24 protein-coding genes, 2 pseudogenes and 1 riboswitch are annotated in these 26,057 nt (G+C 44.4%); of the genes and pseudogenes, 23 read left to right on the top strand and 3 right to left on the bottom strand.

The genetic code is table 11. The annotated features are described in order from the left end of the window. Positions 1–224 precede the first annotated feature (224 nt). The 7 genes from MHI45_RS14590 to MHI45_RS14560 all read left to right on the top strand — a co-directional run bounded on the left by MHI45_RS14590 (position 225) and on the right by MHI45_RS14560 (position 5,777). A complete protein-coding gene (locus MHI45_RS14590; RefSeq protein WP_076114013.1) occupies positions 225–1,172 on the top strand; it encodes an ABC transporter ATP-binding protein in 948 nt (315 codons plus the stop codon). A 20-nt stretch (positions 1,173–1,192) separates the two neighbouring features. Next, entirely contained in the window at positions 1,193–2,341 is a 1,149-nt protein-coding gene (locus tag MHI45_RS14585) for an ABC transporter permease (RefSeq protein WP_076114012.1), read from the top strand. Then, the gene (locus tag MHI45_RS14580; protein ID WP_076114011.1) at positions 2,338–3,468 is read left to right on the top strand and encodes an ABC transporter permease; all 1,131 of its coding nucleotides are present in this window, start codon (positions 2,338–2,340) and stop codon (positions 3,466–3,468) included. The genes MHI45_RS14585 and MHI45_RS14580 overlap by 4 nt, the downstream gene beginning before the upstream one ends. A 142-nt stretch (positions 3,469–3,610) precedes the next feature. Continuing rightward, positions 3,611–3,835 (top strand): hypothetical protein, encoded by a 225-nt coding sequence (locus MHI45_RS14575; RefSeq protein WP_076114010.1) that lies wholly within the window; start codon positions 3,611–3,613, stop codon positions 3,833–3,835. A 443-nt stretch (positions 3,836–4,278) separates the two neighbouring features. Continuing rightward, complete coding sequence (locus tag MHI45_RS14570; RefSeq protein ID WP_076114009.1) at positions 4,279–4,743, top strand: hypothetical protein; 465 nt, start codon at positions 4,279–4,281, stop codon at positions 4,741–4,743. A 15-nt stretch (positions 4,744–4,758) separates the two neighbouring features. After that, positions 4,759–5,238 (top strand): hypothetical protein, encoded by a 480-nt coding sequence (locus MHI45_RS14565; protein WP_038596794.1) that lies wholly within the window; start codon positions 4,759–4,761, stop codon positions 5,236–5,238. A gap of 242 nt (positions 5,239–5,480) precedes the next feature. After that, the gene (locus MHI45_RS14560) at positions 5,481–5,777 is read left to right on the top strand and encodes a hypothetical protein (RefSeq protein ID WP_076114008.1); all 297 of its coding nucleotides are present in this window, start codon (positions 5,481–5,483) and stop codon (positions 5,775–5,777) included. 295 nt (positions 5,778–6,072) lie between these two features. On the opposite strand, the gene MHI45_RS14555 is transcribed toward MHI45_RS14560, so the two are convergent. Next, a complete protein-coding gene (locus tag MHI45_RS14555; RefSeq protein ID WP_076114007.1) occupies positions 6,073–6,369 on the bottom strand; it encodes a hypothetical protein in 297 nt (98 codons plus the stop codon). Positions 6,370–6,424: 55 nt separating this feature from the next. On the opposite strand from MHI45_RS14555, the pseudogene MHI45_RS14550 reads away from it, so the two are divergent. From MHI45_RS14550 to MHI45_RS14510, 9 genes and pseudogenes are all read left to right on the top strand, one after another. Beyond that, positions 6,425–6,625: pseudogene (locus MHI45_RS14550) on the top strand (hypothetical protein); the annotation flags it as partial. Between the two features lie 27 nt (positions 6,626–6,652). Then, a pseudogene (locus tag MHI45_RS14545) lies at positions 6,653–6,883 on the top strand (MATE family efflux transporter); the annotation flags it as partial. A gap of 39 nt (positions 6,884–6,922) precedes the next feature. Next, positions 6,923–7,729, top strand: coding sequence for an MATE family efflux transporter (locus MHI45_RS14540; RefSeq protein WP_306080848.1), 807 nt, complete (start codon positions 6,923–6,925; stop codon positions 7,727–7,729). A gap of 532 nt (positions 7,730–8,261) precedes the next feature. Continuing rightward, positions 8,262–9,227, top strand: a complete 966-nt coding sequence (locus MHI45_RS14535; protein ID WP_144024480.1) for a helix-turn-helix domain-containing protein — start codon at positions 8,262–8,264, stop codon at positions 9,225–9,227. A gap of 121 nt (positions 9,228–9,348) precedes the next feature. Beyond that, positions 9,349–9,951 carry an MptD family putative ECF transporter S component gene (locus MHI45_RS14530; RefSeq protein WP_076114005.1) on the top strand — a complete coding sequence of 201 codons (603 nt, stop codon included), beginning with the start codon at positions 9,349–9,351 and terminating at the stop codon, positions 9,949–9,951. Beyond that, positions 9,948–11,750, top strand: a complete 1,803-nt coding sequence (locus MHI45_RS14525; RefSeq protein ID WP_076114004.1) for an ABC transporter ATP-binding protein — start codon at positions 9,948–9,950, stop codon at positions 11,748–11,750. The genes MHI45_RS14530 and MHI45_RS14525 overlap by 4 nt, the downstream gene beginning before the upstream one ends. Further along, a complete protein-coding gene (locus MHI45_RS14520) occupies positions 11,747–13,486 on the top strand; it encodes an ABC transporter ATP-binding protein (RefSeq protein ID WP_076114003.1) in 1,740 nt (579 codons plus the stop codon). The genes MHI45_RS14525 and MHI45_RS14520 overlap by 4 nt, the downstream gene beginning before the upstream one ends. Positions 13,487–13,489: 3 nt before the next feature. Further along, positions 13,490–14,161 carry an energy-coupling factor transporter transmembrane component T gene (locus tag MHI45_RS14515; protein ID WP_076114002.1) on the top strand — a complete coding sequence of 224 codons (672 nt, stop codon included), beginning with the start codon at positions 13,490–13,492 and terminating at the stop codon, positions 14,159–14,161. A 14-nt stretch (positions 14,162–14,175) separates the two neighbouring features. Next, positions 14,176–15,690, top strand: a complete 1,515-nt coding sequence (locus MHI45_RS14510) for an ABC transporter ATP-binding protein (protein ID WP_341119168.1) — start codon at positions 14,176–14,178, stop codon at positions 15,688–15,690. Between the two features lie 250 nt (positions 15,691–15,940). Here the strand turns inward: MHI45_RS14510 and MHI45_RS14505 are convergent, their stop codons facing one another. Beyond that, positions 15,941–16,819 carry an RCC1 domain-containing protein gene (locus MHI45_RS14505; RefSeq protein ID WP_341119167.1) on the bottom strand — a complete coding sequence of 293 codons (879 nt, stop codon included), beginning with the start codon at positions 16,817–16,819 and terminating at the stop codon, positions 15,941–15,943. A gap of 150 nt (positions 16,820–16,969) precedes the next feature. Next, complete coding sequence (locus MHI45_RS14500) at positions 16,970–17,887, bottom strand: DMT family transporter (RefSeq protein ID WP_340896417.1); 918 nt, start codon at positions 17,885–17,887, stop codon at positions 16,970–16,972. Between the two features lie 109 nt (positions 17,888–17,996). Here MHI45_RS14500 and MHI45_RS14495 point away from each other — a divergent pair, with 109 nt between their 5' ends. The 7 genes from MHI45_RS14495 (at position 17,997) to thiC (ending at position 26,021) form a co-directional block, all read left to right on the top strand. After that, positions 17,997–18,887 (top strand): AraC family transcriptional regulator, encoded by an 891-nt coding sequence (locus MHI45_RS14495; protein WP_340896419.1) that lies wholly within the window; start codon positions 17,997–17,999, stop codon positions 18,885–18,887. 36 nt (positions 18,888–18,923) lie between these two features. Beyond that, the gene (locus tag MHI45_RS14490; RefSeq protein ID WP_340896420.1) at positions 18,924–19,295 is read left to right on the top strand and encodes an iron chaperone; all 372 of its coding nucleotides are present in this window, start codon (positions 18,924–18,926) and stop codon (positions 19,293–19,295) included. Positions 19,296–19,778: 483 nt separating this feature from the next. Beyond that, a complete protein-coding gene (locus tag MHI45_RS14485) occupies positions 19,779–21,224 on the top strand; it encodes a cellulase family glycosylhydrolase (RefSeq protein WP_445322166.1) in 1,446 nt (481 codons plus the stop codon). Positions 21,225–21,549: 325 nt separating this feature from the next. Beyond that, entirely contained in the window at positions 21,550–22,404 is an 855-nt protein-coding gene (locus MHI45_RS14480; protein ID WP_340896421.1) for a hypothetical protein, read from the top strand. A gap of 151 nt (positions 22,405–22,555) precedes the next feature. Beyond that, positions 22,556–23,098: a PadR family transcriptional regulator gene (locus MHI45_RS14475; protein ID WP_340896422.1), complete on the top strand. Its 543-nt coding sequence runs from the start codon at positions 22,556–22,558 to the stop codon at positions 23,096–23,098. 30 nt (positions 23,099–23,128) lie between these two features. Beyond that, a complete protein-coding gene (locus tag MHI45_RS14470) occupies positions 23,129–23,947 on the top strand; it encodes an SDR family oxidoreductase (RefSeq protein ID WP_340896424.1) in 819 nt (272 codons plus the stop codon). Positions 23,948–24,031: 84 nt separating this feature from the next. Then, positions 24,032–24,138: riboswitch (TPP riboswitch) on the top strand. Positions 24,139–24,242: 104 nt separating this feature from the next. After that, positions 24,243–26,021, top strand: a complete 1,779-nt coding sequence (gene thiC / locus MHI45_RS14465; RefSeq protein ID WP_340896426.1) for a phosphomethylpyrimidine synthase ThiC — start codon at positions 24,243–24,245, stop codon at positions 26,019–26,021. The last annotated feature ends 36 nt before the right edge of the window (positions 26,022–26,057 follow it).

Here is a 26,057-nt window from a genome sequence, read left to right as displayed (position 1 = left end):
CTATACAATCATAAAGCAGCATTTAAGGCTCTTTAAAAGAAGGCGGTAAGCTCTATGCTTACTGCTTTTTTGCATCTTATTGGTTCGTGGATACAGCTTATCGTTTTTCTATATACACCCTTTTCGCAGTTTTTTATGATGAGTTCAGTACTCCCTTTTTATGCCTGAAGAACCTTGTTATATCAAGGACTGGGATTTATGAAATTGATTCATTTACTTGTTTTATGGAGGATGTGCGTACGATAATCGAAGTTTCAGACGTGGTCAAAAAATACAATAATCTCGATGTGTTGAAAGGGATTAATCTGAGCATACGTGAAGGTGAGATATTTGGGTTGCTAGGACCTAATGGGGCTGGGAAGTCTACGTTGATGAATACGATATTAGGACTTTTACGTTTTAACAGTGGCTCAGTGAAGATACTCGGCAAAGACTTTTCAACACATGCAACAGAAATCAAACGTGAAATTGGTTACGTTCCTCAGGAAATTGCTGTATTTGAAACGTTAAATGCGATAGATAATGTCACTTATTGGGGCAGATTGTATGGTCTGCGAAGAAATGAGTTAGCACAAATGGTTAAGCAGGCACTGGAGTTTACTGGTCTGTGGGACAGAAGGAAATCGAATGTGAGTACCTTTTCAGGCGGCATGAAGCGAAGGCTCAATATTGCTTGTGCGATTGTGCATAAACCGCGTGTTCTATTTATGGACGAACCGACGGTTGGGGTTGATCCGCAAACACGCAATCATATCTTGGAATCTATCCGATTAATGAACAAAGAAGGCACGACGGTCATTTATACGACTCACTATATGGAAGAAATTGAAGCAATCTGTGACCGTGTTGCTATCATGGATTTTGGTCAGTTAATTGCACTTGGGTCAATTGACGAATTAATTGCAGACCATATCCACGAACAGTGCCTAAGATTGGAATTCACTGCTAATACAGCGGAATCTGTCAAAGTAATCGAGTCCTTTGATGGAGTTTTGTCCTTTAGTGTTAACAAAGAGATATTAGAAATTAAACTAGACAAAGATGACAGTTGTATTCCTCTTATATTGGAACAATTAATCAAGCAACACTTTAATATAAAATATATGGCAGTAGAAAAACCGGATTTGGAAACTGTTTTCCTCCAATTAACAGGTAAAAAGTTGCGTGATTAAATCTGAAAAGAGGATATGCAATGAATATTTTGTTCCAGATGTTCTATACGGTTAAACGGATGATCATGAATCCAAAAGCAATTTTGATTAATTTGCTTACTTATACTATCATTATTCTCATTTTGGGTTCGGTATTCGGTAGTACATATGATATACAAAAGTCATTGGGGAAGGTCACAATAGCTTATGCAAACCTTGATTCAGGCAGGTATGGCGCTATTTTTGATGCTGTTTTACATTCAAATGATGTTACTCAGCTTGCGGAACTAAAGCCGGTTACGTCATTAGATGATGGCAAAGTTCTTATTAATAAGGATAAAGCAGATGCCATTATTTATATTCCTGATAATTTCTCTGACGATAGAGATCTCCCCCATGTCGTCCATGTCTACTTATCAACAGATTACGGTGTACCTACGCTGGTTGTTAAGAACATTGTAAGTAGTCTAACCAATTTGATGAATACGTCTAGCGTTATTTACAACATATCAGGACAAACAGAAGTCGATGCGATGGGTTCCGAGCCGCAGAAGAATAATGAAGAGAATGTCAATGAACAATCCTTATCAAGTTCAAATTTGCAAGCGACGACAGCGATGGGGTATTACAGCATAGCGATGATACTGATGCTATTATTATACGGGCAAGAATACGGTATTTTTATGGCGTCAGAAGACTATTTGGGCACTTTAGGTAATCGAATGCGCTTGTCTGCTGTGAAACCGTATGTACAATATATTGGCAAAGGACTTGGTTTGTCATTGGTGACATTTTTCCAAGCGGTCATCTTACTCTTGCTTACAAAGTACGTATATGGTGTGGATTGGGGAAATCATATTATAGTTGTACTTCTTACTTTGTTTATATTATCCATACTCGTTACACTACTTGGGATGATGCTGGTTATTATTACACGTAGCATTCAAAAAGCACAATCATTATCCAATTTCATTACGCTGGGGGGGACTTTCATCGTTGGCGGTTTTGTAATCGTGGACTTTGGATCACTTGCCTATCTATCACCAAGCTATTACGCTAAGACTGCTCTTTTCAATGTCATATATGGGAATCAAGTGGAACAGGCACTTATTAATATAGGCGTAATGATTTTGATTTGTGTCGGATTTGTGCTTGTAAGCCTGGTTGCTTCGAGGAGGACGGTAGAATGACAATATTTCTTAATTGTATTAGACGTGTTATTCAGAAGGGTTGGAGTTTGTTGTTTATTTTTGTTATACCGATTTTACTGATTGTTTTTTTGATTGTGGTAACATCCCAGGAAGTTCAATATAAAATTGGGATAATAGATGAAGACAATACCTTGTTCACTCAAGATTTTATAGAACAATTGAAGGGGCAGTACGAAATTATCAGTCTTACGAGCAATGATGATGTCAAAAGCATGGTTATTAATTCAGAACTAGACGGTGGATTGCTTTTTCAGCAGGGCTTCACCGAAAGCTTGTTGAATGGTGAGGACGTCTCTGTATTAAACTATGATTTAGCAGGTACTGACATCTTTGGGCCTGTAAAAGTGTATGTGTCAAGCTATGTAGCTTCTGCAAAACAAATTGCAAGAGCGTCTGGAGGTGATGAGAAGATTTTTTACCAAGGCATGGATCATTACAAGAACAGCGCGTTTAAGGTTACATATGAAAGTACGCTTAAGTATGCGGGTTCAGAACGAGACGTCAGCAATGCGGTAAAATCATTAGGATTTATTGCTTGTGGTATGATATTTCTCATGACATTCTCCACCAGTTTAATCTTGCAAGATAAATTATCAGGTGTGTATGATCGTATTGCAGTTACGCCCATTTCAAGATTTAGTTATCTCATACAAAACATGCTGGCATGTTTTGTGATCGCTGCTATTCAATCAGTATTGTTACTGAGCATTATATCTAGCATAGTAGATTTTCCATTTGGGCAGACCTCTGGGCAGAAACAAGAAGTGTTGCTCGTGTGCTTGGCTTTCTCCCTTGTTTGTGTCGCTCTAGGTGTAGCAATCAGCAGATTCTCGAACACCCGCCTAATGGCTGGTTCGCTCTCGACTTTAATTTACTTTCCTATGCTAATGCTTGGGGGTTGTTTTTGGCCGCGGGAGATTATGCCTAAATTTGCGCAGCAGATCGGAAATTTTTTTCCGACGACATGGTTTTTGCAAGCAGGTAGAGATGTTATAGCCGGGAAAGGTATTGCTGCTTCTTCACAGCAACTGATATATTTGTTTAGCTTTGCAGCTCTACTTATATTTGTTTCCTTTATCGTAAGGAATGAAAAGGTAAGGACGTGAATGAACATAGAAACAATTGTGGTAGATCAAAAAAGTGCTGATGCTGTCAGAATTGTGCGTAAACGGGGAGAGTTGATGTAAGAGTAAGTATTATTGTGAAATAATCTTCATTTATCTTAATTGGAAAAGAGGTTTTGAATCAATGAATAGCAATATTATTTGGGGGATAGCATTATTAGCGCTGAGTTTGTTTTTTAAACCATTATTGGCGATTGTGGGGCTGAATGAAAGGTTGTTCGGATTGTACTGGCAAGGTGAAACTGTGTTTTCATTGAGTCCATTCTTAGTTCGGATTATTCTAGCAGTAATTGGGATTATCATGCTTATCATCGGCGGTATGCAAGTTGTAAAGCAGAAGAATACATAGTTGAAAGGAGCTTCGCAGCACTTAATTGGCAAACAAGCTTCGATGTAGCTGAGGCAACATGCATTGCTGGATTTGACTGAATTAGAGTCTGGATAAAAGAGCAGCTTTGCGCGTTTATCAAAGAAAACAAGCTGGTCTGCGAAAGTTCAGTTAATTAAATTAGTTTCACGGATTTTCATCACCATTTGAATAAGTGGAAAAGCAACACAGATATCAAGCGCCGTCCTGAAATCCCAGGGTGGCTATTTTTTTTTGTAAATGGAAGTGTAAGGAGAAAATAATATTTTAGACTGAGAAAATAAAGTATTAGACCGTCGAGGGGATTAAACGAACGGGCAGGATAGCTCAATAATTTCGCGAATACTCTACATAGAGTTATTTACGAAGTTCGTAAATAAGACGTTATGCGAAAGTGCCGTAAATCTTATTAAGGAGGAATCCTCTTGATAGGCCCGATATATCTTAGGGAAGGACTAGTTACAAAGTTTAAAGATCATATTTCAAGCACCCCTTATTGCATAATAATTCACAACGATGAAACCCATTCAATAAAAAAACCAAAGAATCTAACGACCGACGAGGTTAATTCAATCGTTTTCAATTTTATTAGTGCAAAGTATCCTATTGTTTGTTCAGCAGGAAGCAAAAGTACAATTCCTTTTTGGGACTATCATGTTGCCCTGAATTGTGGAGATAGTGATAAAGATGTTTTTATTTCTGAATTATTAGTTAGAGAACCAGTGCACGAAAATATGATAAAAGGAATATTAATGGCATATTTTATGGTAATCAACAACAAAAATAACTACGAAAGACTAGTTGTACCAATTGAATTGGAAAAGATTGAGGGATATGAAAATATAACAATTGAATATGACCACCTAAAAAAAGTTAGCTTTATTAAATAATGAAAGGAGTTAAGAATGAAAAGATATATTGAATTTTCTTTTTATCTACCGTTTTTTGATTTGATAGATGACACGTTTGAGGTATTTAGTTTAGAAGAATTAATGAGACAATTAAATATAAGATTTAATTTCATGGAATTATGTGACCAGTATTTATCATATGGCGAAGGACCTAGCAGAGCAGGAAAGGGAGATGTTTTTGTATTTTTTACGAAAGACGATAGGGATAGTTTTATATTAATAGATTTGTTTAATGACTTTACTGATCAGCATAATATGGTGAAATTAGGAGTCCGCTGTGAAATTAAACATGATAACGATAAGCGGGTAAGGAATATACTTAATAATATACACTCAAGGGCAGAGATTAAAAGTAAAATAAAAGAGAGTAATGATGATTTACTGAAGTTAGAGATCAACAGCGAAGAGTATCCAAAAGAGATTCGTTATGGGGATCAAAAATACATGAAGAACATTTATTATAACACCATATAGACCTTATGCCAGTAGTTCAAGAAAGCAGATACATCATATAACAACGTATTCACGCTGCGGGCCTGATGTCCCTTGGTCTGCATGAGGCATTTCAAGGAAGTGGACTCCAGCAGATAACCCTGCACTGGCTAAGTCCGTCGGACCTGGGGCTACGCCCCTTAAGCCAGGAGGGTTCGTGAATACAACAACGTTAGGCGAAATATTGCAATACTTAATAAATACAGTAAGAAGTGGGGTGAGTCATGATGATATTTTCAAAGACAGATAATCTAAATAGATTATCATTTGACATGGAAATGAAGAAAAGAAAAGTCTACAAAAATATAACAAGAGTAAAAGGACGAATGGTTCCTGTTATTGATTGGCAGATTTCCTTATATATAAACGGCAATAAACTAGATGAAGATGAAGTGTTTGTAGAAGATGTTTTTTTCAACTCGTTACTTTATTCTGGGAAGTATCCCATGTTTACTTGCACTTGTGGTATTTTCGGATGTGGAGGGTATTATGTAGATGTTGTACATAACAATGAACGATGATTTGGATAACTGAACAATCACCGTTTACGGATAGAACAATTAAGAGTTCTATATAAATAATATTGAATTGTACATGCTGACAGTGAAGTGCTACTGCAAATGAGGGAGACGTATCCGACTTCTTGCTGGCCAAATTTGATTTGGCTCTGGTGAAACCACGGAACGGTGATTTGGAGATAACACAAAGTTGAGTCAAATAATAAAAATATTATTAGAATGATCGATACGAAACTAGACGAGCCAATTACATAAGACAACCGATTTGTAGTTTGTAGTGCTGCGTTTTCTCGATCAGTTATTTCGTTCGCTCTATTCGCGGCTCAAGAACATATGTCTTTCTAATCAATACAATCATCAAAACAACCGGCTGCTCCTCGCCGGTTGTTTTGATTTTATAAAAATACAATTGCTTTTTTTTATCATGAATACCATTTTTAGTTTCTATGTTCTTAAGGTCCGGATGCCAGTGACACGCAGCAGCGTATTTATCAAATTGATTTAGCAATCCTTTTCGTACGTAAAGTGGGAACTCAGGAAGATTGTAATTTAATTCTTCCGATAAGTCGGAGAATACTTCCAGCTTTGCGTTCATAGTTGCATCTCCTTAAATTAAATACGATTTTGATAAAATTATAACCAGTGTAACAATCTGCCCCGGGGTCACCATCGGTGAAAATACGGTTATTGGTGCCGGGAGTGTAGTAACCAAAGATATTCCGGCAAACTCCGTAGCCGTTGGCAATCCATGCAAAGTAATGCGCACGATTGATGAACATGACCGGAAATATTATTACAAAGACAGAGAAATTACAAAAGAAGATTTGGATGAAGAAGCCAGCCTAAGATAAAGCAATAATGAATCCTGTCTATTTGCCGCTATTATCTCTCTAATTTTTTTCGCGATTTCCTTATTATTTCCAGAAAAACTAATGCATTTTTTTACGCAGGATGAAGAATTAATTAGATACGGAGCAAATTTTCTTCATACGATTTCCTTTTCCTACCTTGCAATGGGCTTCACTCAAATGTTTCTCGGCGTGATAAGAAGTATGGAAAAGGCAAAATTAAGCGCCTTAATTAGTTCTTCCGGCTTACTTTTGAACATACTTTTGAATGCTTTATGTGTATTTGTTCTTTACCCAAATATGCCAGAAAAAGCAATTACGGCAGTGGCGCTTGCAACAGTTGTTGCTCGTTTCTTCGAACTGGGATGGTGTTATATATATTCCATTACACGAGGGGCAGTCCGTTTTCAATTACCTAAGCGTGATGACGCTCAACGAAAATTGCTAAAGGATTATATGAGGTACACAACACCTGTACAAGGTAACTATATCGTGTGGGGCGGCGCTTTGACTGCAACCGCCGCAATCATTGGACATGTAAATGCTGATATGGTCGCAGCCAACTCCGTTGCATCAGTGGTGAAAAATTTGGCTGTTGTATTATGTGGGGGTATTGCGACTGGGGGATCAGTACTTGTAGGAAAATATTTAGGCAACAACGAAATTGAGATGGCAAAAAAAGCAGGGGGCCGTATGATCTGGTATGCACTGATATTTGGTGCTCTTTCCGGCGTGCTCATTTTATTAATGAAACCGCTAGTATTCTATGCGGTTGATTTGAACCAAAACGCACAAGAGTATCTTCACGGCATGCTATATATATGTATTTATTATTGTATTGCTAAGTCGATGAACGCAACAACCATTGCTGGTTTATTTGTTGCAGGAGGAGATTCTAAATTTGGCTTCTGGTGTGATACGATAGTAATGTGGGGAATTATTTTACCTTTAAGTTACATCAGCGCTTTTGTGTGGCATTTACCACCTATTGCTCTATATGCCGTATTCAGTTTAGATGAAGTTGTTAAAATGCCAGCTGCCTTAATACGGTATCGCCGATTTAAATGGCTGAAGAATATAACGAGAAATTTCACCGAAACAGAATAAGTGAATTAATAGTATTGACTTATATAAGCCGCAATTAAGTTTATAACCTGACCAGGAGATGATCTATAGAAAAGGCTGTTGAAAGAATCTGACATTACCGGCAACAACATCTCCTAAAAAACCTTGTTCTAAAGATTTGAAAGTTTCCGTTGACCAATTACTAACCTGCTTATGAATCTGACGGCTCCAATGCGATCATTTTGTGCTCCAATGGGATATCTAATAAAGTCCAAAAAAGAAGGGTCTGCGCACAATAACTGCAGGCTCTTCTTTTATTGGGCAGGCGGCGCAGCCGTTTCTGCTTGTACCATTGACATTACAGAAGGCAAAAGATAAGATACAAGTTATTATTCGTAATAATTACTATTAAATATCGAGGTGGTTGTAGAATCTTCATAAACAGCAGCTTCAATTCATGATTAGGATTCAAGCCGGCAGTACAAAGCAGCCTGATCTTGGGTTATAATGAGAATGATTCTCAATTAAAAATGATGCGTTGTATAATTGTATATATGAAAGAGGTGAAAGCGATATGAAGGTGGGGGAAGCAGATTGGTATGACATTGAAAGCCTGCAGCCCAGGCATAATGCACTCGCGGAAGGACTGAACGGCTTATATCGTCCGCATTCGACAAAGAGCAGTCTACAGATTCCGGAGCAGTTCGGTCAAGGTTACTGGGAGCGGATCAGGGTCAGTTCTGCTATTGAGATTACTGTGTGTGAGTTGTGCTTCCTTGAGAACGTCGAGATGCGCAGCAGCGAACAGAAGGGCTCCTTCAAATGGAGCTACTGCCTGGGTGCGCCGATTGAGTGGCAGGTCCGGACATCGAACCGTGATTATCGCCTTAACCACGGGGAACTGTCTGTATTCGGGCATCAGCCGGCGGATTGTGTGGGGATGTATCAGGCAGGAATACCGTATTACGGAATTACCGTCAAGGCAGACCCGTATTTATTCGAACCAGTGCGCCAACTCAGTAGTCAGGCTGGCCGGCAGGAGCCTTTTCAGACGTATACCGCTACTCCGCTAATGCAGCAGATCTTCCAGGAGATGCTCCGCTGCAGCTTTGAAGACAGCCTCAAGCGGATCTATCTTGAAGGGAAGGTTATGGAGCTGACCGCTGTATATATGCATGAAGCGCTGGGCAGACCTGCGGTGCGTGCAGCTCTGTCCAGAACCGATATCGATTCGCTCCTTAGGGCCAAAGAGATTCTGGATCATGACCTGCTTGCTGCTCCCGGCATCCAGGAGCTCTCTAAGCGGGTGTGTCTTAACGAAAACAAACTGAAAAAGGGCTTCAAGCAGCTTTTTGGCATGCCGGTTCATGCTTATATTATCGATAGCAGACTGAAGGCTGCGTATCGACTGCTCGAAAACGGCTCATCCACAGTAACTGCTGCAGCGGTCATGACGGGCTTTAGCAATCCCAGTTTTTTTGCCGAGAAGTTCCGCCAGAAGTATGGATCCGTCCCCTCCCGTTACTTCGGCAGGGCCTAGCTGTATCAGAATAATCCGTTTCTGTATGCCAATCCTCCCGATTCGGGTGTCGGATAAAGTTGTTTTATGCGATAGTTACAATTGATAATGATTATCAATTAACCGCAGGGAGAGATTCGAAATGATCAAAGCAAAAAGACTTCAAACCAAGGATTACATACTGATCGGTATCTTCAGCATTCTGATTTATGCGGTCAATGCCATTGTTGGCTCCATATTGACCCCTGTAATAGGAGCGGCGGCTATGCCGCTCATTGCTGGTTTTTGTCTCTTTTTCTCAGCGGTTGTGTATCTGGTCATGGCGATGAAGGTTGCCAAAAGAGGGGCTCTGCTAGTGCAAAGCATTGTTAACGGACTGGTGTATACCCTGATGGGAGTTCCGCTGATGCTGGTATTCTTCGCACTGGCCGGGCTGTTCGGTGAAGCTGTTCTGTTCCGGGGAGAAGGAACCCAGTACAGAAGACTAACCAGACAGTCGCTTGCGTACGCGGTCTACGGCTGCTTCTATGGCATGGGCACCTCGGTAACCATTTATGTCTACGGCAGCGCTTATCTCTCCGGCATGTTTGATGCAGATACGCTGGATAGAATGTTGTACTTCGCTTACTCTCCGGCATGGATTTCTGCAAGCATTATGTTTGCCTTCGGAATGACGCTGCTCGGCAGCGGCTTCGCCTCCAGGCTGCTGAACAAGCATTTCATTAAAGCGGGTGTCATCCGATGAAAGGTAATTCCGAGGCGCTGGGACTGCTGAAGACTGTAGCCGGCAAAAAAGGGCTGCTGGTTACAGCCAGCATCTTCACCACACTCTCCAGTCTACTGCAGGTCGTTCCCTTTGCAGCGGTATACCGCATCATCGAGGAGCTGCTGCTTCATGCCCGGGATATTGGCGGAATCAACAAGAACCTGATTGTGCAGTGCGGGATTATCGCCCTACTGTCGCTGCTGGGCTCCTTAATTACCCTCTATATCGGAGGGATGTGTTCGCATATCGCCGCATTCAACATTCTTTATGAGCTGCGGGTACGGCTGTCCGACCATGTGGCCAAAGTGCCGATGGGTTATCATACCCGGACAGCTACTGGAGAGCTGAAGAAGATTATTGAGACCAGTGTAGAAAAAATAGAGAAGTTTATCGCCCACCAACTGCCCGATCTTGTAACAGCGGTGATTGTCCCGCTGCTGCTTCTGGGGTATTTGTTCTGGCTGGATTGGGTTATGGCACTGGTGCTGCTGCTGCCGATCGGGGCAGGCTTCTGGCTGCAGGCCAGAGTGTTCGGGAGTGAAGGCGGACAAAAGGCGTACCGGGAGTTCCAATATGCTGTAGAAGAGATGAATGCAACGGGTGTGGAGTATGTGAGAGGCATGCCTGCTGTCAAGGTATTTGGTATTGCTGCAGATTCCTTCCTGACCTTCCGGGACGCGGTGACCCGCTACCGCGATATTTCCCTGCGGATTACGAACCTGTGCAAAATCTCGTACAGTCTGTTTTTTGTTATTATTGGTTCGTTGTTTGTCTTCGCAGTACCTGCAGGCATTCTGCTGGCCAGCGGAGAGGCTGGCAGCCAGTCGTTCGCTGTTACGATGATCCTGTTCCTGCTCATCAGTCCAAGTCTGTCAGCTCCGCTGCTGAAGCTGCTCTATCTGGGTGGGGGCATGAGAGAAATCGTTGAAGGCAACAAGCGAATCGAGGCGGTGTTTGCCGAGAAGCCGGTAAGTGAACCGGAGTCGCCGAGGCTTCCCTCCGGATATGATATCGCCTTCGAGGACGTGTCCTTCGCCTATGAACCGGAGGACAGTATGAATTACAAGCAAATCCTGTCGGGGATCAGCTTCACGGCCAGAGCCGGCGAAATGACAGCGCTGGTGGGGCCGTCAGGGGGAGGCAAGTCGACGATTGCCAGTCTGCTGCTGCGTTTCTGGGATGTGCAGCAGGGCCGGATAATAATCGGCGGCGTGCCTGTTCAGGAGATGGGCACTGAGAAGCTGATGGATACAGTCTCCTTCGTATTCCAGGATGTGCACCTGTTCTACGATACGATTGAGGAGAATATCCGCATGGGCAATACCAGGGCAACGAAAGAAGAGGTTATCGCTGCAGCCCAGACAGCCTGCTGCCATGAATTTATCGGGCGGCTGGAGTCCGGCTACGATACCAGAATCGGGGAAGGCGGCACCTATCTGTCGGGCGGAGAAGCCCAGCGGGTGGCCATCGCCCGCGCGCTGCTCAAGAATGCCCCGATTCTTGTGCTGGATGAAGCAACGGCCTATGCCGATGCCGAGAATGAACGGAAGATTCAGCGGGGGCTGGCAGAGCTGGTCAAAGGCAAGACGGTGCTGATTATCGCCCACCGCCTGTCTACGATCCAGGGGGCTGAACAGATCCTTGTAGTGAAACAAGGTCAAATCACAGAACGGGGAACCCATGAAGAGCTGCGGGCGCACAAAGGCCTGTACGAACAGATGTGGCAGTCGCATATCGCTGCCGCCAAGTGGAGACTGGGGGAGGAGACAAAGGGATGAACCATTATTTCCATAATATTTCGGGCGGAAATACGCGCAGCCTGCTGCCTTCCGCACTTGCTGCCATTCTGGACGGCATCGCCAAGGTTGTACCTGCCGCTCTGCTGGCAGATATCTTCAACACGATCTATCTCTCCTTCGCTGAGCCGGAAACCGGCCTGAACCTTGGCCGGATGTGGACCGTAAGCGTGATTCTGCTAATCTGGCTGGTTGTGGAGTATGCGGCCTATTCCTATCTGTACGACAAAACCTATAAAGCAGCCTACGGCCTGGCTGCTTCCGGCCGGTTGAGCCTGGCGGAGCACATCCGTCATCTGTCCCTGGGCTTCTTCGGGCGGCGGGACCCGGGAGATATTACGAACCTGCTCTTAAGCGATTATGGACAGGTGGAGCAGACCATTTCGCACAATGTGCCGCAGCTGATCAGTGCGGTCATGCTGCCGGTGCTCGCGCTGGCCGGCCTGCTCTTCGTGGATTGGCGGATGGCACTGGCGATGTTCGCAGCCATGCCGTTCGGTGTTCTGCTGCTCTGGCTGACCGATTCACTGCAGGCTCGCCTAAGCGAGAATCATGTACGGGCCAAGAATGAAGCGGCCAGCCGTCTGCAGGAATACCTGTCGGGAATACGCGAGATCAAAGCCCACAATATGGGCGGCAAGCGTTTTGAGCGGCTGCGCCTGTCCTTTGATGAACTGAAACGGGCGTCTATCCGGCTGGAAGGCATCATGGGCCCGATGATTATGGGGGCGATGCTGCTCACCCGCTCCGGCCTCACGCTAATGATCGTGACCGGGAGCTATTCGCTGGCCGGGGGCAAGCTGACACTGCCTGTCTTTCTGCTGTTTCTGCTGGTCGGGACCAAAATCTTCGAGCCGCTTACGGTTGTGCTGATGAATTACGGCGAGATACGTTATTCGGCCTACAGTGCGCGGCGGATTATGGACGTCCGGCAGGAGCAGCCTCTGCAGGGAAGCGGAAGTATTCCTTCGGGTGCGCCGATTGTATTTGAGCATGTGACCTTCGGATATGATGCACGGAAACCTGTGCTGAAGGACCTCTCTTTTACGATTCAACCGCATACGATTACGGCACTGGTAGGACCGTCAGGCAGCGGGAAAAGCACGGTTACCCGTCTGATTGCCAGGTTCTGGGAAATTCAGGAAGGCACAATCTCTATTGGGAGTCAGCCGCTTAGCGGCGCTGATCCGGAGCAGCTGCTGTCCGAAATATCAATGGTGTTCCAGGATGTGTACCTGTTCCAGGACACGATCGGCAACAATATCCGGATCGGTAATATGAAGGCTACCCAGGCAGAGATTGAAGCTGCGGCCATGCGGGCCTGCTGCCATGAGTTCATCACCGCACTGCCGCAGGGCTATGACACTCCTGTAGGTGAGGGCGGCTCCACTTTATCGGGAGGCGAGAAGCAGCGTGTATCCATTGCCCGTGCACTGCTGAAGGATGCATCGATTGTACTGCTGGATGAAGCTACGGCTTCGCTGGACCCGGAGAATGAGACGGCTGTGCAGCAGGCGATCAATGAACTGGTGGCGGATAAGACCGTCATTCTGATTGCCCACCGGCTGAAGACGATACGCAATGCAGACAAAATTATTGTTCTCGATCAGGGGGAACTGGCGGAAGAAGGGACACATGAAGAGCTGCTGGAGCATCACGGATTGTATGAGAAGCTGTGGGATACCCAGCAGGGAGCTGAAGGATGGAGAGTGAAATAGCCGATGCGTGCAATTTTTGACCCGCGCACACAATTGCTTGTAGTGCTGGTTACGAGCGTGGCTGTCTTTTGGGCCGATATGGATAAGGTCTGGATGGTTACCATCTTCATGGCCGCCTACCTGCTGGTACAAGGCGTGTATGCACCGGTGGTGAAATATCTGGTTCTTGCTGCCCTGCTGATCGGGCTGCAGGAACTGCTGAACCGGGACGGAAGCGGGGCATGGAGCTCGCTGCGGTTCCTGACTTATCTGGGACTGCGGTTTATGCCGGTAATGATGGGGGCAGGGTCGCTGGGCAGGGTCCCCTCCAGCAAGCTGATATCGGCGCTGGCATCACTTCGTCTGCCCAGAGGACTGCTTATTTCGTTAGCTGTCTGCTTCCGGTTCATGCCGGTGATCAGACTGGAGTATGAAGCGATCCAGGTATCTGCCAAGTTAAGGGGAGTGTCCTTTACCTCACCTGTGAACTGGCTGCGTCCCTTGCGTACCTACGAATATACAATAATGCCGCTGCTCATGAGGAGCTTGAAGATATCGGATGAGCTGGCAGCCTCGGCAGCGGTGAAGGGAATAGATGATCCAGGCCCAAAAACAAGTATTCACCGCATTGCATTCGGGCTGCAGGATTACCTCGTGCTGGCGGCTTATGCCTGCTTATTGGCTGCAGTATTCTAGGACGGGGGAAAAGAATGGGTATACAAACGATAATTGAGCTGAATAACGTATCTTTTCAATACAATGATTCCTATGAACAATTAAGCGGGGTAGATCTGACAGTTGCCGAAGGTGAATGTGTTGTCATCACCGGACCGTCCGGAAGCGGGAAAACCACATTAACCCGGATGCTGAACGGACTGATTCCTAATTTCTATGAAGGTAATCTTACAGGCAGCGTCAAACTCAAAGGCAGGGATATCCATGAGATCGAGCCTTGGAGCTTCGGGAGGACGTCAGGCAGCGTATTTCAGGATTCCAGAAGCCAATTCTTCACTTCGGTTGTGGCTGACGAGATTGCCTTCAGCGGTGAGAACTACGGTCTGGATCCGGCGCTGATTCTTGAACGGGTAACAGAGCTGGCAGAGGAATTCCGCATCACAGGGCTGCTGTCCCGCGGGCTCCACAGGCTATCCAGCGGAGAGAAGCAAAAGACGGCCTTCGCTTCCGCCCGCCTCACCGATCCGGAGCTATTCGTAATGGATGAGCCCTCGGCCAATCTGGATATGGCAGCGACCAGGGAACTGGCCGGAATGCTGTCAGCCCTGAAGGCCAGGGGTAAAACCATCGTTATTGCCGAGCACCGGCTGTATTACCTCCTGCCGCTGGCGGACCGGATTATCTACATGGCCGGTGGACAGATTACCGCAGAATGGACCCGGGCCGGACTGCTTGCCCTGACTTCCGGACAATTGGACGCGTATGGTCTGCGTTCACCTGTAGTTCCTGAAGGCGTGGATAACTTCACAGTACGGCAGGCGGAGGATCAGGGAAGGGGAAGCCGGCAGCAGCACCAAGAGCATATCACTGTACAGCATGCGAATATTGCCCCTGGAAGATTTAAGCCTGCGGTTCTGGAGGACCTGAGCTTCGCACTGAACAGAGGGGAAATTGCGGCACTCACCGGACCTAACGGTGCAGGCAAAACCACATTAGCCAGAACGCTGTGCGGCCTGCTCAAGGAACGGGAAGGGTTGATCCGGATTAACGGGCAGCCGTGCAAGCCCAATCAGCGTCTGCGCAAAATGTGGTTTGTGATGCAGGACAGCGATTACCAGCTGTTCTCAGACAGTGTGCTGAACGAGTTGCTGATGACTCATGAGGATGAGCCGGGTGCAACCGGACGGGCGGAACGGTTATTAAAGGAACTGGATTTGTGGGAATATCGTGAACATCACCCGGCTTCGCTGTCAGGCGGGCAGAAGCAGCGCCTAACCTTTGCGGTTGGATTGATGAACAGGCCGGACATGATCATTTTGGACGAGCCCACCTCCGGATTGGATGGAAGAAATATGCGCCGTGTAGTAAAACTAATCTGGGAGATGGCTGAATCCGGAGTAACTGTGCTCGTAATCACTCATGATTATGAGCTGGTATGCGGTGCCTGCGATCGGCTACTTCTCCTTGATAACGGAAAGCTGCAGGTGGATCTGGCGATTACTCCTGCTACGGTACCGGAGGTAATCCGGCTGATGCAAGCGGGGAAATAAAAAGAGCAGAGCCTACGGACAATGTCTGCAGGCTCTGCTCTTTTTAATGGCTGCTGCTTTTTTGTCGCACGATACCCGAGATCCGTCGTCCATACTTAATTTCTGATTACCTAACGATAATTCACTAAATAAGTCCGCATAAATTGAACATATCCAGTCCAAAACTTTATTTTTCTTGAACACAAACATAAGCCATGCGAGGGGAATCGGCGCATGGCTTTCATAATTATATATATATTATTATTGAAAATTAATAGCCGGGTAGTTGGATTCCGCGCCAGCCGCTTACCTCGCATTGGCCATATTGATTATCACCTACAGCAACTACTGTGCCGTCCGATTTAAGCCCGATGGTATGAGCGCAACCCGCTGCAACCGCCACAATATCGCGCCAGCCACTTATGTTGCATTGGCCATGCTCATTCCAACCCACAGCCGCCACCGTACCGTCTGATTTAAGGCCGATGGTATGATTACTACCCGCCGCTATCGCCACAATACCGCGCCAGCCGCTTACATCACATTGGTTACGCTTATTCCAACCCACAGCCGCCACCGTACCGTCTGATTTTAGCCCGACGGTATGAAGGTAACCTCCCGCAACCGCCAGCATATCACGCCAGTCACTTACATTGCATTGGCCATACCGATTATTACCCACAGTAGTCACCGTGCCGTCCGATTTAATCCCGACGGTATGCCAGTCACCTGCCGCAACCGCCGCCATATCACGCCAGCCGCTTACATTGCATTGGCCTTCATTATTTCGACCGACAGCCACCACCGTGCCATCAGATTTAAGCCCGACGGTACGGCGCCAACCCGCCGCAACCGCCACAATATCGCACCAGCCGCTTACCTCGCATTGGTCATGTTTATTCCAACCCGCGGCCACCACCGTGCCATCCGATTTAAGACCGATGGTATGAGCATTACCCGTATGAGCATTACCCGCGGCAACCGCCACAATATCGCGCCAGCCGCTTACCTCGCATTGGCCATATTGATTATCACCTACAGCCGTCACCGTGCCGTCTGATTTAAGCGCGACGGTATGGCGATAACCCGCCGCGATGGCGGCCGGCGCGCCGACCAGTGTGTCATATCTTTTAGGCGCAACGGTTTCCATAATCGAATCCCCCGTAATTCATAATTTTATAGATAGTATTGCAGAATCTTCACGAATTTTCAACGATTCAGTGTGGCCGGTCACCGCACAGCTCGCCTCGGGCAACCGTCTGTTCTGGGAGACCTGATGGTGAATTCCTCATATCTAAAGTCATAGATTATTTGAAGTAGACTTCTTTTTCAATGTTAATAACAAAATCAGTCCGATGATACATGCTGTGCCAATCCATTGGAAAAATCCAAAGGGTTCTTTTAACCAAAATACAGTTGTTAATATAGCGGCTAGTGGCTCCAAACTACCTAGAAGGCTTGTTTCTTTTGCTGAAAGACTCTTTAAACTTTCTATATAGAACCAGAATGCTATCATTGTGCCGAATAGAATAACGAAGATTAAGTATAAATAGGTTTCTAGCGTCCAGTTTTTAAAGTCTGACTGCCAAGGTGGATGGATAAAGCTTAATCCGAAACCACCGATTATCATAGCCCAACCAACAATGACGAGGGAATCGTACTGCTTCAAGAGAGGAATTGCGTATAGGGTATAAAAAGCTAGGGCTATTCCTGATAAAAGCCCCCAAACTATTGAGATTTTTGGCACGGATAGTTGAGAGATCGAGCCGTTTGTTAGTAAGAAGAAACAACCAATTAAAGCAAGGCAAATAGTTACCAAATCATTTCGTGTTAAGACAATGTGTTTGCGAAGAATTAAATAGATGATAATCATTATAGGGGCTAAACACTGGAGTAGTGTTGCAACAGCAGCATTACCGGATTTGATTGATGCCATGTACGTGTATTGAACGGAGAGCATACCAACCAAACCGAAGACAAGGAGTTGGCAAGCGGTCTTTCTATTTTTCCATACACTGAATAGTTGTGAACGGTCTTTTATGAAAAACTGAACGGTCAAGAGTAAAGCACCAGCAATGAGCAAACGTGTTGCTACAAGCCAATTTACATCAATTGTGAATTGCTGAAAGAGTTTTTTTGAGACGGTACCACTAATCCCCCAAAATATAGCTCCTGTTATAACAAGAAACAATCCTGTTCTTCTGGCTGATCTATCCATGATGATTCCCCACCTTAAAATATAATAATAGTGTTATAATAGGTGAAAAATCTTTTTAATTATATCTATATTGGATGTTAAAGTATAAATATATTGAGGTTGTGGTCATTTGCAAATTAAAAATTTCATGATTGATCAAAACTTAAAAGAGCTCACTGAGCATCGAACGGTCGTATTACCTGTTGCATGTTACGAAACAACGATTAATCAAAATATAAATGGATATATACCGCTTCATTGGCATGATGAAATTCAGTTTGTTCTGGTTATAAAAGGGGAAGCAATCTTTCAAATAAATGAAGATAAATTAGTAGTACCACAAGGTAATGGGGTATTTATAAATAGTGGCTGCCTACACATGGCCGAAGAAAAGAATAAATCGGGTTGCGTCTATATCTGTTTAAATGTTTCTCCTCATTTCGTTTTATCACAAGAGCTGTATACAACCTATGTAACCCCTTATATTCAAGCGACTAATTTACCCTATTTATTTATAGATGCTGATAAGCCTTGGGGGAAAAATATATTAGATGCCATTGTGAAAATAAATCAATGGATTCAACAAAAATCCCCCTGCTTTGAAATTGATATTACCATGCACCTGGCACTAATTTGGAAAAACTTAATCATCAATGGCTTTCAATTAGAGTACGACCAGATGGAAATGGTAAAGAGCCATCGGATGAAGCAAATGTTGAGTTGGATATACTTGCATTACGCTGAAAAAATCACTTTGGATGATATTGCAAGAGCAGGCCAACTGAGCCGTTCTGAATGCTGCCGATATTTTAAACGAATGTTAAAGATAACTCCGTTGAATTATGTTATGGATTATCGAATACAAAAAAGCTTAGTCTTACTGCAACAAGCAGACTCTAATGTTACAGAAGTTGCCTATAAGGTTGGATTCAACAGCACCAGCTATTTTATAGAAAGATTCAGAAAGGAGATGAATATGACACCCTTAGCCTACAAAAAATCAAAAACGGATAATTGCTAATGTATTAAATGAATTTTTATTTTAGGGGGGCATGACATGGAAGTTTTTGCAGAATATTTAGCGCAAATTGATAACCCGGAACATCGGGACCGAGTGGAAGAGGTTTTGGCTTGGGTAAACAATAAATTTCCAAACCTAATGCCGAAGATTGGCTGGAACCAGCCTATGTTCACCGATCATGGAACATACATTATTGGCTTTAGCGTAGCCAAACATCATATGGCTGTTGCCCCTGAAATTGCAGGGATTAATCATTTTTCTGCTGAAATTGTGCAGGCTGGCTATGATCATACCAAGCAGTTGGTACGTATCCGTTGGGATAGTCCGGTTGATTTCTCATTGCTTGAGAAAATGATCGAGTTTAATATTTTGGATAAGGCAGATTGTTCAAGCTTTTGGCGGAAATAAAGTCGTCAAGATATGAGCGCGTTGCTTGAATTTTATTATATTAAAAGTGAGGTGCTGGATGAAATAGCGCTTCACTTTTTTTATGGAAATTTGATGTCGTTTGGTATTAAAAACCGATTGATGATTGTATAATATAACAGAATATGTAAGCGTTTACTGAGTATGAGATTTCATAAGACACACCATATGTTATGTGTCTTAATCATATCCGCTATGCTAGAACGATAATTTTTCCTAGATCTGATGATCTAGCCGCCTCCATATGCTCTGTATATGCTAATGCACCTCCATAATGCCTATCGACTACACCCTAACGATTAGATAACTACCATCCCTCAAGCCATTCCTTTCACCCTTTTACATTGTTAATGAAACACCAAGACATACCCCATAGATTTGCAAACTTGGTGAAGGGGGGGATGAATCTTTTCGGAAAATAGAGCACGGGAATATGCAGCAAACCATTTAAGGAGGTAGCTTTATATGTTCAAAAAAATGTTTACGGTTTTTTGTGCATTAATTATCACCTTCATGACCGTATCTTTCGTCCCCCCGCAAAAGGTGAATGCCGAAGCTAATTCAGTCGTAGCCCAAAATGGCCAACTGCGAGTTTCTGGGAACCAATTAGTGAATCAGGCGGGAGAAGCGATCCAATTAAAGGGGATGAGTTCCCATGGTTTGCAGTGGTTTGGGCAGTACGTGAATTATGATAGCCTGAAATGGATGAGAGACAATTGGGGAATAACTATATTCCGGCCAGCTATGTATACGCAAGATGGCGGCTATGTCAATGATCCTTCGCAAAAAAATAAGGTGAAAGAAGCTGTACAGGCCGCGATTGATCTGGGAATCTATGTGATTATTGATTGGCATGTGCTGGGTGAAAAGGATCCGAATATTTATAAAGAACAGGCAAAAGGTTTTTTTGCAGAAATGGCCAATTTGTATAAGGATTATCCGAATGTGATCTATGAAATCGCCAATGAGCCTAATGGGTATGCTACGTGGAATGGCCACATTAAGCCATATGCAGAGGAAATGATCCCGGTCATCCGATCCATTGATACGAATGGGATCATTATCGTAGGAACCGGAACATGGAGCCAGGATGTACATGATGCCGCCAACAACCCTATCGCCCAAAGCAACATTATGTATACAACACATTTCTATGCCGGGACTCACGGTTCATTGCTGAGAGATCGTATTGATTATGCTAGGAGCAAAGGTGTGGCCGTATTTATCACAGAGTGGGGAACGAGTGACGCTTCTGGAGACGGTGGTCCTTTCCTTGCCGAATCTAAAGTATGGACGGATTTTATGAAAGACAGAAAACTGAGTTGGACCAACTGGTCGTTATGTGATAAAACGGAAGCCTCCGCTGCACTGGCGCCTGGCGCAAGCCCTTATGGAGGATGGTCTGACGCGCAGTTAACGGCATCCGGTAAATTTGTCAGAGAGCAGATAAAGTCAGCAACGCCACCTCCGAGTGATGGTATCGTTTCTGGTAAAACCTACAAAATGGTTAACGTAGGCAGCGGTAAAGCATTGGACGCAGCTGCTGCAGGCACTGCAAACGGCACAAATGTACAGATCTGGGACGATAACGGAACGGGTGCCCAGCAGTGGATAATCACAGATGTTGGCGGAGGTTTGTATAAGGTTATTAACGTCAATAGCAATACAGGTTTGGATGTAGCCGAGATGGGGACTGCCAATGGATCGAATGTGCAATTATGGAGTTATGGCGGCGGTTCCAATCAGAAGTGGAGCATTGTTAAAGTTGGAAGTACTTATAAATTGATTGCCAGCAACAGTGGGAAAGCTCTGGATGTTGCTGCTGCTGGTACTGAAAATGGAACCAACGTTCAAATTTGGGATGACAATGGTACAAACGCGCAAAAGTGGAATCTGTATCAACTAAACTAGCAGGGGAGGTTTGAAGAAGACTCCCGGATTGAATTTATCTCTGCTCAATGTTAATCTAACTAATAGAGATGCATACAAAGGAGCGTTAACCTGATCATGTGGATTACTCTGTAAAGATTAACAATGCGAAAGGATGCCTGTAATAGTGATTACACTATTTTATTCGGCATGCTTTTCTTTAATCTTACAGGGTATGCAGGGAAAGGTGTAATGTAAACCCATTCTGCGGATACCTTAGGGTATCCGCTTTTAATGTTGTGGGAAACCGCATCTCTATCGCTCCTAACCTACATATCCTCCTACTAATGATTGGAGGGATTTTATTATGAAACCGAAGTTAGTCTTGATTGAGGGATTACCAGGATTCGGGAAAACAACAACGGCTCAATTAGTTCATGAAATTCTTACGGAAATGAACCTTAAACCTCAGCTGTTTTTAGAAGGGGATTTGGAGCATCCAGCGGATTATGAGGGAGTCGCCTATTTGGAGAAAAATGAATTCGATGAATTATTGAATACCCATGTGAAGTATCGAGATTTGTTGAATAATCGTGTGATTAAACAAGGGAACCATTATTTCCTGGAATATCGAAAAATCGCAAATGAATATGGGCCCGATTTTCCAGATGAATTATTGCAGACAGTTGCCAAAAGTGATGTTTATGAATTGTCGCTAGCTCAAAACAGGAAACTGATAACAGAGCGTTGGAAGGGATTTGCGGCGAGTGTTTTAAATGGCTCAGACACCTTTATTTTTGATTGTTGTTTTATACAAAACCCTGTAACCATTGGGATGATTAAATATGGTGCACAGAAGGAAGACGTTATAAATTATGTTCTGGAACTGGCAGCGATTGTGGAGCGGCTGAATCCATTGCTGCTTTACGTAGAGCAGAATGATCTTGATCATTCTTTCAGAAAGGCCGTTACGGAAAGACCTAAAGAATGGTCGGAGGGATTTATTGAATATTATACTAACCAAGGGTATGGAAAAAAACAGGGTTATACAGGGTTAGAAGGAACCTTGGAGGTACTGAAGGCAAGAAGGGAATTAGAAGAAGAAATATTTAACGGCATAAACATAGCCAAGAAAAAAGTAAATAACTCTTCTTATGACTTAAATGATTATAAGCAAGTTTTGGTGGGGATTTTATCAGAATATTTTAGTTCAGCAAATTAAGCACAAATGACAAGCCGAGTTGATTTCAGGCATTCACTCCTGATTTCACTCGGTTTTTTTGCTTAAGTATTATATATTGACGTGATATATATTGGTCTGATATATTAATAAGTGTAATATGTAGATGTTTTTAAATAAGGAGGAGCTATTCTTGAACAGTCAGGATGTTATTTTAGGCTTGCTCATGAAAGAAGCGTTGACTGGCTACGAAATAAAGCAGTTATTGGAGAATGTGTTGTCTAATTTCTATAGCTCTAGTTATGGCACGATTTATCCTACGCTTGCCCGAATGGAGAAGGAAGAATTAATAACCAAGGAAATTGTGCCCCAGAAAGGTAAGCCAAACAAGAATGTTTATAACATAACGGCTAAAGGGCGAGATTGTTTTAACGACTATTTACTAGCGCCACTAGAGGGAGACAGTAGTAAGAAATCCGATTTTATGATGAGGCTTTATTTTGGCCGATTTGTGGGGTATGACAAGGTGATTTTCTGGTTGAAGCAAGTACAAGAGGAATCACAAAAAAAGTTAGATCAGTTATTAGAGCAGTATTCACATTATAAAGATGAAATGCACCCGGCCCAGATCATTTGCATCCAGATTGGGATAGCAGAATATAAAGCTAAACTTGCAACCATTGCCGGGGGATTGTTAAGCATGGAGCAGTTAGAGGAAGAGAAGAGCAGCATTTAGCGAATTCAGATACTTTTAGGAGGAATTTTAATGAAAACAATATTCATCACGGGTGCTTCATCTGGCATTGGGAGAGCTACTGTAAAACATTTTGCTGAAAGAGGATGGAACGTAGTAGCCACGATGCGTGCACCTGAAAAAGAAACTGAATTCATTACATTGGACAATGTATTGGTGTTGCGGTTAGATGTTGAGAAAACAGATACCATTCAATCTGCATTGGCTGAAGCTATTCAGCGGTTTGGTAAAATTGACGTTCTCCTGAATAATGCCGGATATGGGTCAATGGGGCTTATAGAAGTAGCTACGGATGAGCAGATCCGCAGACAATTTGAAGTGAATGTTTTTGGTCTTATTAGTATGACTAAAGCCATGCTGCCTCATTTTAGATCTAATCAGGAAGGGTTGCTAATCAACATCTCTTCAATGGGAGGGATCGTGACCTTTCCTACGATGTCTCTGTATCACTCCACTAAATTCGCGGTAGAAGGTTTTTCTGAATCCGTATCTTTTGAATTAGCATCCCAAAACATCAAAGTAAAGTTGATTGAACCAGGAGCCATTAGCACGGACTTTGGCGGAAGATCGATGGAGTTCTTTTTTAATGATGGCTTAACGGATTATAAATCATTCACTACTGCCTTTCTGGGTAAATTAGGGGAAATGGAAAAAGCTCCAGACTATGCCTCGGCACCAGAACTTGTAGCTGACACTATTTATCAAGCGGCCACAGACGGTACAAGCAAATTCCGTTATGTAGTGGGAGAAGATGCGGAAATGCTCATAAGTATGAAGAAAAATACGGTTGAGGAAGAGTATCTAAGTAATATAGCTCAGCATTTTTCATAAAAAGAGGACAGGTTTATCCAAAGCTCTATTAAGAGCACCGTTGACAATTGCTGGATTTCTCTGTAACTTAAACATAACTAAATAAGAAACCACTAGGGGAGCCTGAATAGGCTGAGACGGGAAAAATGCATTCCTGGACCCTTGAACCTGATCTGGATCATACCAGCGTAGGAAAGTGGAGTCGGACCTTTATTTCATTGTTGGCGTTAGCCTTATATGGATATTTGAGCCGCTCCATGTGGAGCGGCTTTTTTGCGCGCACTCTTATTTATTTAAACCTTAAGGAGGAAACAAGATGCCGAATCAAGAGAAGAAACATGAGGTCGATCTGTGTGCTTTTCCGGGAAGTCACAAGGTGTATGTGGAGGGCTCACGGCCTGATATTCAAGTTCCAATGCGCGAGATTACATTAAGCCGAACCTCGGGTACGGCCGGAGAAGCGGAGAATGCTCCTGTCCATGTCTATGATACAAGCGGGCCTTATACTAATGATGAAGCCTATAGCGATATCCGCAAGGGGTTAACGCCTCACAGGCTTCAGTGGATCGCGGAGCGGGGAGATGCCGAATCTTACGAAGGAAGAACGGTCAAGCCGGAGGATAACGGGAATCTCACGGAGAAGTCGGCGGCAGAGGTGTTTCCGGGATTGCAGCGTCGGCCCTTGAGAGCCAGAGAAGGCGGCAATGTCAGCCAGCTGCATTATGCGCGCAGAGGCCTGATTACGTCGGAGATGGAATTTATCGCAATCCGGGAAAATGTAACCCCTGAGTTTGTTAGAGAGGAAGTAGCCAGCGGCCGTGCGATCATTCCAGCGAATATTAACCATCCTGAGAGTGAACCGATGATTATCGGGCGGAATTTCCTGGTGAAGATCAATGCCAATATCGGGAATTCGGCGGTGTCCTCTTCCATTGATGAAGAAGTAGAGAAGATGAGATGGGCTACCCGCTGGGGAGCGGATAATATTATGGATCTGTCGACAGGCAAAAATATTCACACCACCCGTGAATGGATTATCCGCAACTCTCCGGTACCTATCGGGACAGTGCCTATCTATCAGGCTTTGGAAAAAGTAAACGGCAAGGCCGAGGATTTAACTTGGGAGGTATACCGGGACACTCTGATCGAGCAGGCGGAGCAAGGAGTGGATTATTTCACCATTCACGCCGGGGTACTGCTGCGTTACATCCCATTAACGGCCAAAAGAATGACGGGTATCGTCTCCAGAGGGGGTTCGATTATGGCGGCCTGGTGCCTGGCCCATCATCAGGAGAACTTTCTCTATACACATTTCGAGGATATTTGTGAAATCATGAAGGCTTATGATGTTGCGTTCTCTTTAGGTGACGGGCTGCGGCCAGGCTCCATTGCCGATGCTAATGATGAAGCCCAGTTTGCCGAGCTGGAGACGTTGGGGGAATTAACCTCGCTTGCCTGGAAGCATGATGTTCAGGTGATGGTGGAAGGCCCGGGCCATGTACCGATGCATCTGATCAAAGAGAATATGGATAAACAGCTTGAGCTCTGCCATGGCGCTCCTTTTTACACACTGGGTCCGCTGACTACGGATATTGCACCCGGCTATGATCATATCACCTCGGCTATTGGAGCGGCGATGATCGGCTGGTTCGGCACGGCGATGTTGTGTTATGTTACCCCGAAGGAGCATTTAGGATTGCCTAACAAAAATGATGTGCGGGAAGGCGTCATCACCTATAAAATTGCCGCCCATGCAGCCGACTTGGCCAAAGGACACAAGGGGGCGCAGGATCGGGATAACGCACTCTCCAAAGCGCGCTTCGAGTTCCGTTGGCGGGACCAGTTCCATTTGTCGCTCGACCCGGAACGGGCGCTGGAATATCATGATGAGACTCTTCCGGCGGAAGGGGCCAAAACGGCTCATTTCTGCTCTATGTGTGGACCCAAGTTCTGCAGTATGCGCATTTCTCATGGTATCCGCGATACGGCGAGGTTGCAGGATGGACAAGAAGAACCGGAGCAAGAGATGATTACCGCTGGGATGCGGTACAAAGCAGAAGAGTTTAAGGAAGGCGGAGGTCTGATCTATAAATAAACTGTCGGCCGGGTACTATAGCCTAATCGCCCTCCT

Origin of the sequence: Paenibacillus sp. FSL H3-0321 (assembly GCF_038002865.1) — a bacterium.
Classification (GTDB): domain Bacteria; phylum Bacillota; class Bacilli; order Paenibacillales; family Paenibacillaceae; genus Paenibacillus_AQ.
The sequence above is the reverse complement of the archived record's forward strand: the minus strand, read 5'-3'. Positions and strand labels throughout refer to the sequence as shown.